The following is a 14,580-nucleotide window of genomic DNA, read 5'->3' as shown; positions in this document are numbered from 1 at the left end:
ATGATTTTATTTTTAGCAGGCACTAGTGATGCGAGGGAGCTTGCGGTAGTGTTACAGTCGCAAGGGCATGAGCTGCTTGCGACTGTTGTTACTGAGTCAGCGGCGCATAGCTTACAAGAGGCAGGAGTGCACACTAGTATTGGTCGATTAACAGCTCAAGATATGGAGACGTTGATAAATAAAATCGGCGCTACTTGTATTGTGGATGCGAGTCATCCGTATGCAGAGGAAGCATCTAAAACAGCAATGCTAGCCTCCTCAAGTCTGAATATTCCATACATTCGATACGAGAGGCCACTAGAAACATATAAGCATCCCCTTGTGACGGAGGTAGAAACATACGAGGAGGCAGCGAGGGCAGCAAAATCTCACAATGGTACAGTCATGCTGACAACAGGCAGTAAAACACTGGCAACCTTTACAAAGGAATTGCTAGACGAGCCGGCTATCCGATTAGTATGCAGAATGCTACCGAATAAAGAAAATATGGAAAAGTGTGATGGGCTTGGTGTAAAACAACGAGATATAATCGCAATCCAAGGACCATTTTCTAAAGAGCTAAACGTAGCGCTCTACAAGCAGTACGAGACAACGCTTGTTATTACGAAGGAAAGCGGCAAGGTTGGCTCTGTCGATGAAAAAATGGACGCTGCCTTAGAGCTAAATATTCCGGTTGTTTTAATTAAACGACCTAAAATTTCGTATAGCAACTTATGTACAACATTTGATGAAGTAAAGACTATTTTAGGAGGATTATAAATTATGGCAAATATGAATTTTAATACGGAATTTGTTCCGTTAACAGTAGATCCAGACAAAATTTATGACTACAGCTTCGCGATGATTAAAGATGAAATGGGCGAGCACTCATTTACAGATGAGCAGTGGCTAGTCGTTCGTCGTGTTATTCACGCTTCTGCAGACTTTGAATTAGGGCGCAGTATGATTTTTACGGATGACGCAATTGAAGCGGGCATCCAGTCGATTTTAGCAGGCCGTCATGTCGTAGCAGATGTTCAAATGATAGAAAGTGGCTCTGGCCGTAAACGATTCCAAAAGCATGGCGGTGATTTACATTGCTATATCGCAGATGAGGATGTATCGAAAAAAGCAAAAGAGCTAGGTACGACGCGTGCTATCATCTCTATGCAAAAAGCGACGCAATTACAGGAAGGCGGAATTTATGCAATTGGTAACGCACCGACTGCTCTTTTAGAATTAATTCGTTTAATTAAGGAAGGCTTAGCAAAACCAGATCTAATCATCGGAATGCCTGTAGGATTCGTATCAGCTGCAGAATCGAAGGATGAGCTAGCCATTTTAGAAGGTATCCCATTCATTACTAATGTAGGAAGAAAAGGTGGTAGTACGGTAACTGTTGCGGCGTTAAATGCCATCTCTCTTATGGCTGATGAGCGAGCAAAGCAAGCGAAATAAAAAAGACCCTTCACAAATGCGGCATGGCTATACAACAGGTGCATGTGCAACAGCAATGACAAAAGCAGCTCTGCAGGCACTCGTAACCGGTGAAGTGCCACAGGAGGTAACGATATATTTACCGGTTGGGCAGTATGCTACGTTTCGTGTAGAGGCAAGTGAAGTAAAAGACGGACAAGTGATGTGTGAAACAATTAAGGATGCTGGTGATGATCCAGATGCAACCCATAGGGCGCGTATTCAAAGTACTGTACGATTTTCAGAAGCAGAAGGGATTAGTTTAGATGGTGGCGTCGGGGTGGGACGTGTAACAAAAGCAGGATTGCCTGTCGCTGTTGGTGAAGCGGCAATCAATCCTGTTCCTCGTAAAATGATTCACGGTGTCGTTCAAGAAATGATTGAACAGTATGACCTTTCACAGGGAGTTGAAGTTGTCATTTCAGTACCAGACGGCGAGGAAATAGCAAAGAAAACTTTAAATGGTCGACTCGGCATAATCGGTGGTATTTCAATTTTAGGAACGCGCGGTACAGTAGTGCCTTTTTCAAGCTCAGCCTATATGGCGAGTATTGTACAAGCAATCAACGTTGCTAAAGAGGCAGGCTGCGATCATCTTGTTATTACAACAGGGGGACGTAGTGAAAAATATGCCATGAAGCAATATCCACATTTACCCCAGGAAGCGTTTATTGAAATGGGTGACTTTGTCGGCTTTACATTAAAGCATATTGCACGTAAAGGCATTCCGAACGTTTCTCTCGTAGGGATGATGGGGAAATTTTCGAAGGTCGCGCAAGGGGTCATGATGGTGCATTCGAAAAGTGCTCCAATTAGCTTTGAGTTTTTAGCCGCTATTGCTAGAAAAGTTGGAGTCAACCAAGTCGTGATAGAAGAAATCCTAGGGGCGAATACCGCTTCACAGGTTGGTGAAATGCTACAAGAGAACGCAGCATATTTTGAGGCGCTCTGTAAAAATTGCTGCTACTACGCGCTCGCACATACGAAAGCAGAATTAAATGTATCGACGTCACTGTATGCGATGAACGGAGATTGTTTAGGAAAGGCTGAGAACATTGACAAATTGGATGAAAATGATTGGTATCGGGGATAACGGTGTACAAGGTTTACTCCCGCAATATATAGAATGGATTCACAGCTGTGATGTGTTAGTTGGTGGAGAGCGTCATTTGCAGTTTTTCCCTGATTTTGTGGGAGAGAAAAAGCAAATTAAAGGTGGGCTAGCAAAACTAATCTCTGAGCTGCAGCAAGAAGCACGTAATGTCGTCATACTCGTATCAGGAGATCCATTATTTTATGGGCTTGGTGGTGTCGTTGCAAAAAAACTGCCTATTGAAATATATCCATACGAGAGTTCCATTCAGCTTGCTTTTGCGAGGATGCAGGAAAGCTGGCAAGACGCTTATTTAATTAGCTTGCATGGCCGTTCTAATCAAGGCTTTGCTCAAAGAATTGATGGGCGAAAAAAGGTAGCTATCTTAACAGACGATACGAATACACCAAATACAATCGCAAGCTATTTAAAAAGATATGGTATGACTGAATACGATGCCTTTGTGGCAGAAAATTTAGAGGGTGAGAACGAGCGTTGTCGCTTTCTGACATTAGACGAAATGGAGCAGGGGACGTTTTCTCCGCTAAATGTAGTGATATTAAAGCAACGTGTTTCAGTGGATCGTACGTCTTTAGGTATCGACGACGAGCTATTCAAGCAGCGTAAACCAGATAAAGGGCTCATTACAAAAAAGGAAATTCGTGTGCTTTGTCTTCAAGCATTAGGGTTAAAGGAGACAAGTACGGTATGGGATATTGGCACATGCACAGGCTCTGTTGCAATTGAGGTGGCGAAAATTGCGCGAGAGGGTGCTGTTTTTGCCATCGAAAAAAACGAAGCTGATTTAGCGAACTGCTTCGAAAATCAGCTTATTCATCGTGTGGATTTTACAGCACTATTAGGAAAAGCACCTCAACGATTAGAGGAATTTCCTGATCCAGATGCTATTTTTATTGGTGGTAATGGCGGCAACATGGAGAAATTACTGCAAACATGTATCTCACGCTTAAAACCTGATGGTCGCCTCGTAATGAATATTGCGACCATAGAAAATTTAGCCGAGGCGATGCAGCATTTGAAAAATCTAGGCTGTGAAGTGTCGGTCCTACAGGCGCAGCTTTCGAAGAGTAAGCCAATTTTAAATTTAACTCGTTTTGAACCATTAAATCCAATCTTTATCGTGACAGCACAGAAAGGAAATGAAAGATGACAATTGGAACACTATACGGCTTAGGTGTTGGTCCTGGAGATCCAGAATTAATTACCGTAAAAGCATTTAGAAAGCTACAGGAATGCCCGGTGATTGCTTATCCGAAAAAGCTAAAGGGCAGTAAATCATATGCACATAGAATCGTTGAAGTATACATAAATCCTGCTGAAAAAGAAATGCTCGGGCTTGTTTTCCCGATGACAAAGGATGAGGAAACGCTACAAGCAGAGTGGTCTAAATCGGTTGAGGCGATTTATCATTACTTGCAGCAAGGGAAGGATGTTGCGTTTGTAACTGAGGGAGATCCGATGTTATTTAGCACATTTATTCATCTAATGAAGCTAATGAAAGTGATGCATCCAGATGTGCCGATGGAAACAGTAGCAGGTATATCCTCGTTTAACGGCTCGGCCAATCGATTAGGTATTCCTTTAGCGGATGGTGACGACCATGTGGCGATGATTCCTGCAACAGATAATATGGATGATATGCGTAAAGTAATCGAGGATCATGATGCTATTGTATTCATTAAAGTTGCGAAGGTGTTAGATGAAATGCTAGCGCTATTAGAGGATATGAATCTACTTTCGAACGCTCATGTTGTAACGAAGGTCACTTCTGATGAGGAAATCATCTGGAATGTGGAGGATTTACGTGGTGCAGAATTAAACTATTTATCTTGTATGGTGGTGCGAAAATAATGAAGAAAATATGGATTATCGGCGCAGGACCAGGAGACCCGGATTTAATTACGGTGAAGGGCTTAAAGCTCTTACAGCAAGCAGATGTAGTAATGTATACAGATTCATTAGTAAGTGAAACGCTTGTAGCGGAAGCTCGTGAGGATGCAGAGGTCATTCGTACAGCAGGAATGCATTTGCAAGAGATGGTGGATTGCATCGTTGAGCGTGTCAATGCGGGCAAAACGGTTGTGCGATTACATACAGGAGATCCTGCCATGTACGGTGCCACAATGGAGCAGGTAGCACTGCTTAAACAGCATGACATCGGATATGAAGTAGTGCCAGGCGTAAGCTCTGTTTTTGCATCAGCAGCTGCTGTAGGTGCAGAGCTTACCATTCCAGATTTAACACAAACATTAATTTTGACACGAGCAGAAGGTAGAACGCCAGTACCAGAACGTGAAAAATTACAAGCACTAGCTAGCCATCACTGTACAATTGCGATGTTCTTAAGTGCAACCTTAACAAAGAAAATAATGAAAGAATTGCAGGCGGCTGGCTGGGCAGATGATACGCCAGTAGCGGTTGTGCAGCGCGCTTCATGGCCAGATCAAAAAATCGTCCGTACAACGCTTTGTGAATTAGATGAGGCTATGCGAGTAAACGGTATTCGTAAGCATGCGATGATCCTAGCAGGCTGGGCACTTGATCCAAATATTCATGAAAAGGATTATCGCTCAAAATTATACGATGCAACGTTTACACACGGCTTTAGAAAAGGTGTGAAAGCCGATGATTAGTTTACGAGAAGGTGAAATACCGGAAATTCGAGTAACAAAATCATATGCGCTAGTAGCGATTACAAAGCATGGTGTTGCTAATGCCCGTAAGTATGCAGAAAAATTTCCGCATGTAGATCTTTATTATATGAAGAAATTCGAACAGGGCGATGAAGAGGAAAAAAATATTCAATTATTTGACGGGACAGTTCGCTTATTATTACCAGCCTTATTCCAGCAGTACAAAGGGATGATTTTAATTATTTCACTTGGTGCAGTTGTTCGAATGATTGCGCCAATATTAGTCGATAAAAAAACAGACCCAGGTGTGCTCGTTGTGGATGATAAAGGACAATACGTAGTTAGTGTTCTATCTGGTCACATTGGTGGTGCAAATGCGTTAACGAATGAGTTCTCGCAGGCGATAGGTGCAACCCCAATCGTCACAACGGCATCCGATGTGCAAAAAACGATCCCTGTCGATTTATTCGGTGCGCGCTTTGGCTGGATATGGGATAGTGATGAAAAGCTTACACCTGTCTCTGCATCTGTTGTTAATGAGGAGCATGTTGCGATTGTGCAGGAAACAGGCGAAACGGATTGGTGGATGCATGATACGGCCATGCCGAGTACTCTAAAAATTTATCCGTCAACGCAGGCGGCTATGGAAGCGAAGCCACATGCGACACTCCTTATAACGGATCGCCTTATCGAAAAAGAAGAGGAAGTACTGTTAGAGAATGGTGTTATTTATCGACCGAAATCGATTGTGCTAGGAATGGGCTGCAATCGCGGGACATCGCTAGAAGAAATCGAAGCGGTCGTGGATGAAACGCTAAAGGAACTTGCCTTAAGCAAAAAAAGTGTGAAAGCCTTAGCAACGATTGATTTGAAAAAGGATGAAGAGGGCTTACTCCAATGTACATCAAAAAATAATTGGGAATTCATTACGTACTCGCCGGAGCAACTAAATGAAATGCCCTTAAAAAATCCTTCAGAAACCGTCTTTAAATATACTGGGGCATATGGTGTGAGTGAACCAGCAGCGTTGCGATACGCCAACACTAATGAACTATTACTAGAAAAGAAAAAGAGTGGCAATGTAACGATCTCAATCGCTCGTATTCTCTTTGAGGAGTTGAACTAACATGAATCGATTTGTATTAGCTGGTACAGGAAGTGGCGTAGGGAAAACGACGTTCACAATCGGCATTATGCGTGCACTAATGAAACGAGGCTTTACCGTACAAGGATTTAAATGTGGTCCAGATTATATTGATCCGACCTATCATACAGCAGTAACAGGTAGACCTTCACGGAATATTGATAGCTTTATGATGGAGCATGATGTTGTACGTGCCATTGTGGCTAGAGCAAGTAAGGATGCAGATGTTAGTATCGTTGAAGGGGTGATGGGTCTATATGATGGCAAATCACCACTCTCAAATGAGGGCTCTGCAGCACATATTAGTGAGATTACGGATAGCCCCGTTATTTTAATTGTCAATGCAGCAAGTATGGCTCGGAGCGTGGCCGCGATTGTAAAAGGATTCCAAACATTAGATGATAATATAAATATCGTCGGTGTAATTGCCAATCAATTAGGTAGCAAAAGTCACTATGAAATCGTTAAAACAGCCATTGAAAAAGAATGCGGCGTGCCCGTTATCGGATATTTACCGAAGGGTGCTGTACCAGTAATGCCAAGTCGTCATTTAGGTTTAGTCCCAGCAATCGAGCGCGGAGATTTAAATGAATATTTTGATTCGTTAGCAGCTGCAATCGAAGAGACAGTCGATTTAGATGGGCTACTGGCGATTACACGGACTACTCCATTACAGATGGAATCGTCTATTTTTGATAAACAGCAAGGAGCAAAAGAGGTTCATCTTGCTGTAGCAAAGGATGCGGCATTTAACTTCTACTATGAAGAAAATTTAGAGTTATTAAAAGCATACGGCGCGAAGCTGCATTTCTTCTCACCATTAAATAATGAAGAGGTGCCATCTGTTGCGCAAGGTCTTTATATCGGCGGGGGATTCCCAGAGGAGTTTGCTGAGCAATTAGCACAAAATGAAAAGGCTAAAAAATCAATATTAGCCTCAATCGAAAAGGGATTACCAACGCTTGCAGAATGCGGTGGCTATATGTATTTAACAGAACGAATAGTAGATCGTGAAGGACAATCCTTTGAAATGTTAGGTGCTATTCCTGGTTTTGTTACGATGCAGGATAAGTTAGCCTCACTCGGCTACCGGGAGATTACAGGAACGGAAGGCAATTTCCTCATAGGTGCAGATGAGCTAGCAAAAGGGCATGAATTCCATTATTCAACTTATACAGGGGAGCATGATTCATATGCTTACTTTAGTAAAGGTCGATTCCGTGCACAGCAGGAGGGTTATTTACATAGGAACGTAGTAGCAGGCTACACGCATTTTCATTTTGCATCAAATCCAGCCCTAGTACAAAACTGGCTTAGCGCCTGCTTGGAGGTAAAAGAATGAACTATTTTCCGCTATTAATGAATATCGATTATAAAAAGGTTGTCGTTGTAGGTGGCGGGCATGTTGCGCGTCAAAAAGTAGAGGCGCTGTTACCTACAAAAGCAGATGTGACGGTCGTGAGCCCCAATGTGACAGAAAAACTCCAACACTATATTTCGGAAGGTACTGTGAAATGGAAGGGAAAATATTTTGAGCCAGTAGATTTAGACGATGCTGCGCTCATTTTTGCCGTAACGGATAGCGAAGAGGTTAATAATGCTGTAGAAGAAGCGACGCAGCACTGGCAGTTACTCAGTCGAGCCGATGCTAAAGGACGTGTTGATTTTATCAATCCGGCAGTTGTACGCCAAGGAGATTTAGTGCTAACGGTTTCGACTTCAGGTGCAAGCCCAGGTTTAACACGCAAAATTAAGGAGGATTTAGTCGAGCAATACGACGATTCTTACGCGCAGTATGTAGCTTTTTTAAAGGAAGCAAGAGAGCGAATCCTTTCAAAGTTACAAGGCGATGCCAAAAAACATGCACTCTCAGCCTTACTCGAGCCATATGTTCATGAATGGATACAAAACGGAGAAATAGCAAAGTGTGAAGAATATTTACAAAGATTATTAGTAGGAGAAACGCTGTGAGTGGATATGTATATATTGTAGGAGCAGGACCAGGTGATCCGAAATTATTAACGATACGAGGGCTAGAATGCATTCAAGGGGCAGATGTTATTTTATATGACCGCTTAGTAAATCCGGTGCTGCTTCACCATGCAAAAGAGAATGTAGAGCTAATCTATTGTGGTAAAGAGCCTGGAAAGCATGGCTTAATTCAAGAAGAAATTCATCGCGTGCTCGTTGAACAAGCACTGCAAGGTAAAAGAGTCCTTCGTTTAAAGGGTGGCGATCCATTTGTGTTCGGACGCGGTGCAGAAGAGGCAGCTGTTTGTCGAGCGGCACAAATTCCATTTGAGATTGTACCGGGTATTACAGCAGGTATTGCCGCCCCAGCGTATGCAGGAATTCCTGTTACTCATCGTGATCATGCGACGAGTTTTGCCATTGTGACAGGTCATGGACGTGCAGAAAAAAAACAGGACTTTTTAAATTGGTCAGCTCTTTCTCAAATTGATACGGTGGCATTTTATATGAGTGTCGGAAATATCGACCATATTGCCAAAAGCTTAATCGAGCATGGAAAAAATAGCTTAACACCTGTAGCCGTTATTGAGTGGGGGACAACTGAAAAGCAGCGTACGATTACAGGGCAGCTTGCTACCATTGCTGGGGATATTAAAGATAAGCACATCTCAAATCCAGCAATGATACTAGTCGGCGATGTCGTGAGAGTTCGTGAAGAGATTACATGGTTTTCAGAAAGGATTGAAATCGAATCATGTTAGAAGCATTAAAAAAACGTCGTGCCGTTCGTCAATTCGAGGCACGTGATGTAGAACGCGAGAAAATCGAGCAATTATTAGAAGCTGCAACCTATGCACCGAACGATCGCATGCGAGAGCCTTGGCATTTTTATGTGCTTCAAGGAGATAGCTTAAAGCGTTATGAAAAGGTTGCACTGGATTATTTACAAAAACGTTTTCCAACGAAATCAAATCTCGTTCAAAGCTCGATGGAAGCTGTCACAAAAACACCACTCATTATTGTCGTGACCTCAGCAATTGTTGATGGTGACGAAGGAGCGACAATTGATAACACTTTTGCCGTTAGTAGCGCCATTATGTCGATGTGGTTAATGGCAGAAAAATTAGGACTTGGCATGGTTTGGCGTACACGAGGTGTCGGTCTTGTACATGAGTCAGGCTTACATGAGTTTATTGGAGCGTCTCATACAGAGCAACTAGTTGGAACACTGTGCATTGGCTACCCAGAAGAGCAAATCACAACGGAGAAAAAACGTACTCCATTTTCAGAAAAAACGACGTGGCTATAGGAGGAACATAAATGGCACGGAAAGGTATGCTATTAGTTTATACAGGGGACGGAAAAGGGAAAACGACCGCCTCATTAGGTGTCACATTACGAGCACTTGGTAGAGGAATGAACGTAAAATATTTTCAATTTATTAAATCACCTGATCGTACATATGGAGAAGGGCTAGCGCTACAAAAGTTAGGCTTAGAAATGGTGCAGCTCGGCGTTGGATTCACATGGACAAAAACGCCTGAGGAACACCGTCTAGCACTACAGAAGGCTTGGAAGGTTGTGAAGGCAGCTCTACAAGATGAATCGATTGACTTATTAGTGTTGGATGAATTAAATAATGCATTAGCGATTTCACGCTTTCCAATTGATGATGTGCTGCCACTTGCTGAGGTGCTAGAAGCCATTCAAAATCGTCCACAGACTATGCATGTAGTCATTACAGGACGATCAGCTCATCCTTCGATTGTGGCACTTGCAGATTTAGTATCAACTATCGATGCAACAAAGCATTATTACGAGGATCAAGATGTCAAAGCAATGAAGGGACTTGAATTTTAATGAAAGCAATTATGATTCAAGGAACCTCATCCGATGTTGGTAAAAGTGTGCTAAGTACCGCGCTCTGCCGCATCCTTGCCAATGATGGCTATAAGGTTGCCCCTTTTAAATCACAAAACATGGCTCTCAACTCGTACATCACACAAGACGGTGGCGAAATTGGACGAGCACAGGGTGTACAGGCAGAGGCGGCCAAGGTCATAGCAACTACAGATATGAATCCAATATTACTAAAGCCAAAGGGTGAAATGATTTCAGAGGTTATCCTGCATGGTAAGCACTATGCGAATATGGATGCCCTTTCGTACCGTGAGAATTTCGTCGAAGAAGTGATGCCTGAAGTCAGAAAGGCATTAAGTCGCCTAGAGTCCCAATTTGAAGTCTTAGTATTAGAGGGTGCAGGTAGCCCTGCTGAAATTAACTTAAAAAGCCGTGATATTGCCAACATGCGGATGGCACATGAAACAGATGCAGCGGTAATTTTAGTAGCGGATATTGAGCGCGGTGGTGTATTTGCATCACTAGTTGGGACGTTAATGCTACTCGATGAGGAAGAACGCGTACGTGTGAAAGGCATAATCATTAATAAGTTTAGAGGAATGAAGGAGCTACTAACAAGCGGAATTGAGTGGCTTGAGGAGTATACTAATATCCCAGTGCTTGGTGTCATTCCATATATTGATGTGCAAATTGAGGCAGAGGACTCTATGGCGCTTTCAAGCTTACGTTTAAAAAAGCCTTTGCAAAATGAATTCGAAATGGATGTAGCTGTTATCCGTTTGCCTCATATTTCAAACTTCACTGATTTAGATCCGATTTTTGAGGAACCGGGTGTCGGTGTACGATTCGTTTCCTCTCTAAAAGAATTGAAAAACCCAGACCTGATCATTATTCCCGGCACAAAAAATACGGTCGATGATTTTATTTGGCTACGTGAAACTGGGTTAGCTCAAGGAATTTTGCATGCAGCTCAAAATGGCTGTCAAATAGTAGGGATATGTGGCGGTTATCAAATGCTAGGTGAAATCATAATCGATGAGCAGGCGATTGAGGGTAACGGAGGGGTATATATGACACTTGGTTTACTACCAATTGAAACGACGTTTATCCCTGAGAAGAGAACGGTGCAGGTGACAGGTACAACCAGTTCTGGACATGCCATTCAAGGATATGAAATTCATTTAGGTCGAAGTCAAGCTACACAACCTATCCAGCCTTTTATCCAATTTGATGATGAGCGAACGGATGGTGTCATAACAGAAACTATTATTGGTACCTACTTGCATGGCATTTTCCAAAACAGACATTTTACCCGTCATTACTTCAACGAATTGCGGCAAAAAAAAGGATTAGAAATTATATCCGAGGATGTCGTGTCGGATTTTGAGCGCAGGGAGCAGGCTTATGAAATGCTTGATCAACATGTACGCGAGCATCTCGATATGGAGAAATTATATAGCTTAATAAAATGAGCATCAGTGTAGCGTAACAGCTACTTAATAGGGAAGTGTGATGAAAAGTCACCGCGGTACCCGCCACTGTAATTCTTAGCAACTCACAATAGCCACTGTCAATAGACGGGAAGGTGTGACAAGCGTTGATGAAAAGCCAGGAGACCTGCTGATGCAAATGACAAAATGTTCCTACGGGATTATGGGCAGCATTGTACAACATACCTATCTTGTACTTGCTGCTTACACATGTAGACATTTTGTTTACATGTTTTTTTGATTTCTAATAGATGTAAAAAAGGGTGTGATGGTGTGAAGGGACCTTTAGTGATTGATTTTGAAAAGAAGTGGCAGGAGGGGATGCTCGATTGGAGCGGCAATATGCCAGAGCGCATGGTAGACGATTCCCTTGAAGAAGCCTTCTGGTCACAATCAATGAAGAAAAAAAAGTATAAACAAACCGATGCTTACGCAAAGACAATATACGAAAGCATGAGACGCCATATTCCGAAAGGAGCAAGCATCATTGAAATTGGTCCAGGCTGGGGGAATTACACGTTTCCACTATATGCTGATGCTGATTCGTTAACGCTTGTGGACGGCTCCCAAAGTGTTCTAGCTTATTTGAAGCAGTACTTTAAGGAGCAAGATCCTATTCAATTTGTTCTTGGAAAATGGGAAGAGGTAGATTTAAAGCCGCATGATGTGATAGTTGGTGTAAATTGCTTTTACCGTATGTATGAAATGAATCAAACATTATTAAAAATGAATGCACTCGCGAAGAAGCGTGCCATTATCGGTATGACGACAGGACCGATTCAGCCACATTATGAGGTGCTGGATAAAAAGTATGGCTACGATATTAAGTATCCTAGAAGAGATTATATTGAAATAATCAATATGCTCTATCAATTAGGAATTTATGGGGATTGCGAAATGATTAAGCTGGAGCGCACATATCGCTATGAAACTATGGAAGAGCTACTTCATGTTCAAAGCAAGAAAATTTTATCCGATACGTATGATCTAGCCCATGTAGAAGAATCACTACAACCTTTTATAGCGTATCACGATGGTCAGTATGAATACCGACATACATTCTATGCTGCCATAATTAGCTGGGAGCCGGTTGAATTACATGTCTAAAGTAAGATTAATAGCAATAAGTATAGTACTTATTATGGCATTACTCTTTTCGATGACCTTTGCTGTAATGGTAGGATCGGTTGATTTGACACCATTTGTAGTATGGGAAGTGCTAGCATCAAAAATCGGACTGTCCTTAGGAGAGGGAGTAAAAAAGGCTCAGGCGATAATAATTTGGGAAATTCGTGCACCACGTGTTGTATTGGCTGCAGTCGTTGGAGCAGCTCTTGCTATTAGTGGGGCAGCGATTCAGGCACTTGTAAAAAATTCGATAGCCGATCCATATATTTTGGGCGTATCCTCAGGGGCATCGGTTGGCGCGACTTCCGTAATATTATTAGGTGCTTTTAGCATGCTAGGCGTTTATGCGCTTTCCTTTGCGGCGTTTCTTGGAGCAATTTTGTCAGTAATTGTTGTGTTTTTCCTTGCACGAGTGAATGGTAGAACCTCTGTAATTCGATTGTTGCTAGCAGGAATTGCAGTATCACTTGTACTATCAGCAATAACAAACTTTATGCTAATGATGTCAAAGCAACAGGGTGGAATTCAAGCGGTTATGCACTGGATGCTAGGAAGCCTAGCAGGTGCAAAGTGGTCAAATATTGGTATTCCAGCCTTCACGTTACTTATCGTATTTTGCTTACTTTGGATGAATTATCGGCAGCTAAATGCGCTACTTCTTGGTGAAGAAACAGCTGCAACACTTGGCATTAACTTAGAAAAGTTCCGGATATTTATTATTATTTTTGTATCACTGCTTACAGGGGTTGTCGTAGCTGTGAGTGGAAGCATCGGCTTTGTTGGACTGATTATTCCACATATCGTTCGTATGTTTGTCGGTTCGAATTATAAGTTCGTGCTGCCAATTAGTGCATTGTTAGGTGCAGTATTTTTAGTGTGGGCGGACCTTGTCGCACGAATAGTTGTTGCACCAGAGGAAATGCCGATTGGAATTATTACTGCATTATGTGGTAGTCCATTCTTTATTTGGATGTTAAGAAGACAAAATTATTCATTTGGAGAAGGTGACTAGCATGCTTGAAGCAAAACAAATATCATTTTCAGTTGTTGAAAAGCAAATTTTACACGATTTATCCTTTTCAATTGAACAAGGTCAGTTTGTCGGGATTGTAGGACCAAATGGCAGTGGCAAATCAACGATGCTAAAAGTATTGTATCGCTATTTAAAGCAATCTAGCGGCCTAGTTACCTTATTTGAAAAGGATATTTTGAAAATATCTCCAAGGGATTTTGCTAAAGAGATTGCCGTTGTTAGCCAGGAAACCCCTGTGCTTTTTGATTTTACAGTGAAGGATCTTGTTATGATGGGGCGTACACCGTATAAAAAATGGCTCTCTTCAGATAATCAAGAAGATTACCGAATTGTAGAAGAGAGTTTACGTTTAGCCAATGTTGACCACCTAGCTACTCGTACGTTTAGCCACTTATCAGGAGGAGAGAAAAAACGAGTAATGTTAGCACGAGCACTTGCTCAAAAAGCCAATATACTCATTTTAGATGAACCAACGAACCACTTAGATATTGCTCACCAATATCAATTGATGGATTTAGTAAAAGACTTGCCTATTACAATTATCTCCGCGCTTCATGATTTAAACTTAGCGGCAAGCTATTGTGATGAAATCATCGTCATGAAAGAAGGTCGGATATATGCATACGACAAGCCTGAGAAGATTTTTACAAAACAAACCTTGCAAGATGTGTTTGGCATAAATGCAGGGGTTGCAGAAAATCCATATACGAAAAAAATCCATTTATTTTTTTATACAGAAAGAAAATAGAAAG

16 protein-coding genes and 1 riboswitch are annotated in these 14,580 nt (G+C 42.0%); all 16 genes read left to right on the top strand.

The features are described 5' to 3' along the window. The 16 genes from cobK to V4T18_RS12525 all read left to right on the top strand — a co-directional run bounded on the left by cobK (nucleotide 1) and on the right by V4T18_RS12525 (nucleotide 14,576). Nucleotides 1-759, top strand: a complete 759-nt coding sequence (cobK, locus tag V4T18_RS12600; RefSeq protein ID WP_332649853.1) for a precorrin-6A reductase — start codon at nucleotides 1-3, stop codon at nucleotides 757-759. A gap of 3 nt (nucleotides 760-762) precedes the next feature. Next, nucleotides 763-1,437, top strand: coding sequence for a precorrin-8X methylmutase (locus tag V4T18_RS12595; RefSeq protein WP_332649852.1), 675 nt, complete (start codon nucleotides 763-765; stop codon nucleotides 1,435-1,437). Then, nucleotides 1,412-2,548: a cobalt-precorrin-5B (C(1))-methyltransferase gene (locus V4T18_RS12590; RefSeq protein ID WP_332649886.1), complete on the top strand. Its 1,137-nt coding sequence runs from the start codon at nucleotides 1,412-1,414 to the stop codon at nucleotides 2,546-2,548. The genes V4T18_RS12595 and V4T18_RS12590 overlap by 26 nt, the downstream gene beginning before the upstream one ends. Continuing rightward, nucleotides 2,523-3,719 carry a precorrin-6y C5,15-methyltransferase (decarboxylating) subunit CbiE gene (gene cbiE / locus V4T18_RS12585; protein ID WP_332649885.1) on the top strand — a complete coding sequence of 399 codons (1,197 nt, stop codon included), beginning with the start codon at nucleotides 2,523-2,525 and terminating at the stop codon, nucleotides 3,717-3,719. The genes V4T18_RS12590 and cbiE overlap by 26 nt, the downstream gene beginning before the upstream one ends. Continuing rightward, entirely contained in the window at nucleotides 3,716-4,420 is a 705-nt protein-coding gene (gene cobI / locus V4T18_RS12580) for a precorrin-2 C(20)-methyltransferase (RefSeq protein ID WP_332649851.1), read from the top strand. The genes cbiE and cobI overlap by 4 nt, the downstream gene beginning before the upstream one ends. Then, nucleotides 4,420-5,202: a precorrin-4 C(11)-methyltransferase gene (cobM, locus tag V4T18_RS12575; RefSeq protein ID WP_332649850.1), complete on the top strand. Its 783-nt coding sequence runs from the start codon at nucleotides 4,420-4,422 to the stop codon at nucleotides 5,200-5,202. Before cobI ends, cobM begins: the two co-directional genes overlap by 1 nt. Further along, entirely contained in the window at nucleotides 5,195-6,328 is a 1,134-nt protein-coding gene (locus V4T18_RS12570; protein WP_332649849.1) for a cobalt-precorrin 5A hydrolase, read from the top strand. The genes cobM and V4T18_RS12570 overlap by 8 nt, the downstream gene beginning before the upstream one ends. A 1-nt stretch (nucleotide 6,329) precedes the next feature. Further along, nucleotides 6,330-7,688 (top strand): cobyrinate a,c-diamide synthase, encoded by a 1,359-nt coding sequence (locus tag V4T18_RS12565; protein ID WP_332649847.1) that lies wholly within the window; start codon nucleotides 6,330-6,332, stop codon nucleotides 7,686-7,688. Continuing rightward, nucleotides 7,685-8,317 (top strand): precorrin-2 dehydrogenase/sirohydrochlorin ferrochelatase family protein, encoded by a 633-nt coding sequence (locus V4T18_RS12560; RefSeq protein WP_332649846.1) that lies wholly within the window; start codon nucleotides 7,685-7,687, stop codon nucleotides 8,315-8,317. The genes V4T18_RS12565 and V4T18_RS12560 overlap by 4 nt, the downstream gene beginning before the upstream one ends. After that, nucleotides 8,314-9,078, top strand: a complete 765-nt coding sequence (gene cobA / locus V4T18_RS12555; RefSeq protein ID WP_332649845.1) for a uroporphyrinogen-III C-methyltransferase — start codon at nucleotides 8,314-8,316, stop codon at nucleotides 9,076-9,078. The genes V4T18_RS12560 and cobA overlap by 4 nt, the downstream gene beginning before the upstream one ends. Beyond that, nucleotides 9,072-9,626: a nitroreductase family protein gene (locus V4T18_RS12550; protein WP_332649844.1), complete on the top strand. Its 555-nt coding sequence runs from the start codon at nucleotides 9,072-9,074 to the stop codon at nucleotides 9,624-9,626. The genes cobA and V4T18_RS12550 overlap by 7 nt, the downstream gene beginning before the upstream one ends. Before the next feature lie 11 nt (nucleotides 9,627-9,637). Then, the gene (locus V4T18_RS12545) at nucleotides 9,638-10,177 is read left to right on the top strand and encodes a cob(I)yrinic acid a,c-diamide adenosyltransferase (RefSeq protein WP_332649843.1); all 540 of its coding nucleotides are present in this window, start codon (nucleotides 9,638-9,640) and stop codon (nucleotides 10,175-10,177) included. Further along, a complete protein-coding gene (locus V4T18_RS12540) occupies nucleotides 10,177-11,649 on the top strand; it encodes a cobyric acid synthase (protein WP_332649842.1) in 1,473 nt (490 codons plus the stop codon). Before V4T18_RS12545 ends, V4T18_RS12540 begins: the two co-directional genes overlap by 1 nt. Continuing rightward, nucleotides 11,637-11,816, top strand: a riboswitch (cobalamin riboswitch). (Overlaps the previous gene by 13 nt.) Before the next feature lie 124 nt (nucleotides 11,817-11,940). Further along, the gene (locus V4T18_RS12535; protein ID WP_332649841.1) at nucleotides 11,941-12,774 is read left to right on the top strand and encodes a class I SAM-dependent methyltransferase; all 834 of its coding nucleotides are present in this window, start codon (nucleotides 11,941-11,943) and stop codon (nucleotides 12,772-12,774) included. After that, the gene (locus V4T18_RS12530) at nucleotides 12,767-13,807 is read left to right on the top strand and encodes a FecCD family ABC transporter permease (protein ID WP_332649840.1); all 1,041 of its coding nucleotides are present in this window, start codon (nucleotides 12,767-12,769) and stop codon (nucleotides 13,805-13,807) included. The genes V4T18_RS12535 and V4T18_RS12530 overlap by 8 nt, the downstream gene beginning before the upstream one ends. A 1-nt stretch (nucleotide 13,808) precedes the next feature. Beyond that, nucleotides 13,809-14,576, top strand: a complete 768-nt coding sequence (locus V4T18_RS12525) for an ABC transporter ATP-binding protein (protein WP_332649839.1) — start codon at nucleotides 13,809-13,811, stop codon at nucleotides 14,574-14,576. Nucleotides 14,577-14,580 lie beyond the last annotated feature (4 nt).

The sequence above is a fragment of the Lysinibacillus sp. 54212 genome (genome assembly GCF_036662795.1).
Classification (GTDB): Bacteria; Bacillota; Bacilli; order Bacillales_A; family Planococcaceae; genus Lysinibacillus_B.
The sequence above is the reverse complement of the archived record's forward strand: the minus strand, read 5'-3'. Positions and strand labels throughout refer to the sequence as shown.

Coding starts and splice junctions, on each gene's coding strand:
- cobK (WP_332649853.1), top strand. CDS start 1: ATGATTTTATTTTTAGCAGGCACTAGTGATGCGAGGGAGCTTGCGGTA.
- V4T18_RS12595 (WP_332649852.1), top strand. CDS start 763: ATGGCAAATATGAATTTTAATACGGAATTTGTTCCGTTAACAGTAGAT.
- V4T18_RS12590 (WP_332649886.1), top strand. CDS start 1,412: ATGAGCGAGCAAAGCAAGCGAAATAAAAAAGACCCTTCACAAATGCGG.
- cbiE (WP_332649885.1), top strand. CDS start 2,523: ATGAAAATGATTGGTATCGGGGATAACGGTGTACAAGGTTTACTCCCG.
- cobI (WP_332649851.1), top strand. CDS start 3,716: ATGACAATTGGAACACTATACGGCTTAGGTGTTGGTCCTGGAGATCCA.
- cobM (WP_332649850.1), top strand. CDS start 4,420: ATGAAGAAAATATGGATTATCGGCGCAGGACCAGGAGACCCGGATTTA.
- V4T18_RS12570 (WP_332649849.1), top strand. CDS start 5,195: ATGATTAGTTTACGAGAAGGTGAAATACCGGAAATTCGAGTAACAAAA.
- V4T18_RS12565 (WP_332649847.1), top strand. CDS start 6,330: ATGAATCGATTTGTATTAGCTGGTACAGGAAGTGGCGTAGGGAAAACG.
- V4T18_RS12560 (WP_332649846.1), top strand. CDS start 7,685: ATGAACTATTTTCCGCTATTAATGAATATCGATTATAAAAAGGTTGTC.
- V4T18_RS12550 (WP_332649844.1), top strand. CDS start 9,072: ATGTTAGAAGCATTAAAAAAACGTCGTGCCGTTCGTCAATTCGAGGCA.
- V4T18_RS12545 (WP_332649843.1), top strand. CDS start 9,638: ATGGCACGGAAAGGTATGCTATTAGTTTATACAGGGGACGGAAAAGGG.
- V4T18_RS12540 (WP_332649842.1), top strand. CDS start 10,177: ATGAAAGCAATTATGATTCAAGGAACCTCATCCGATGTTGGTAAAAGT.
- V4T18_RS12530 (WP_332649840.1), top strand. CDS start 12,767: ATGTCTAAAGTAAGATTAATAGCAATAAGTATAGTACTTATTATGGCA.
- V4T18_RS12525 (WP_332649839.1), top strand. CDS start 13,809: ATGCTTGAAGCAAAACAAATATCATTTTCAGTTGTTGAAAAGCAAATT.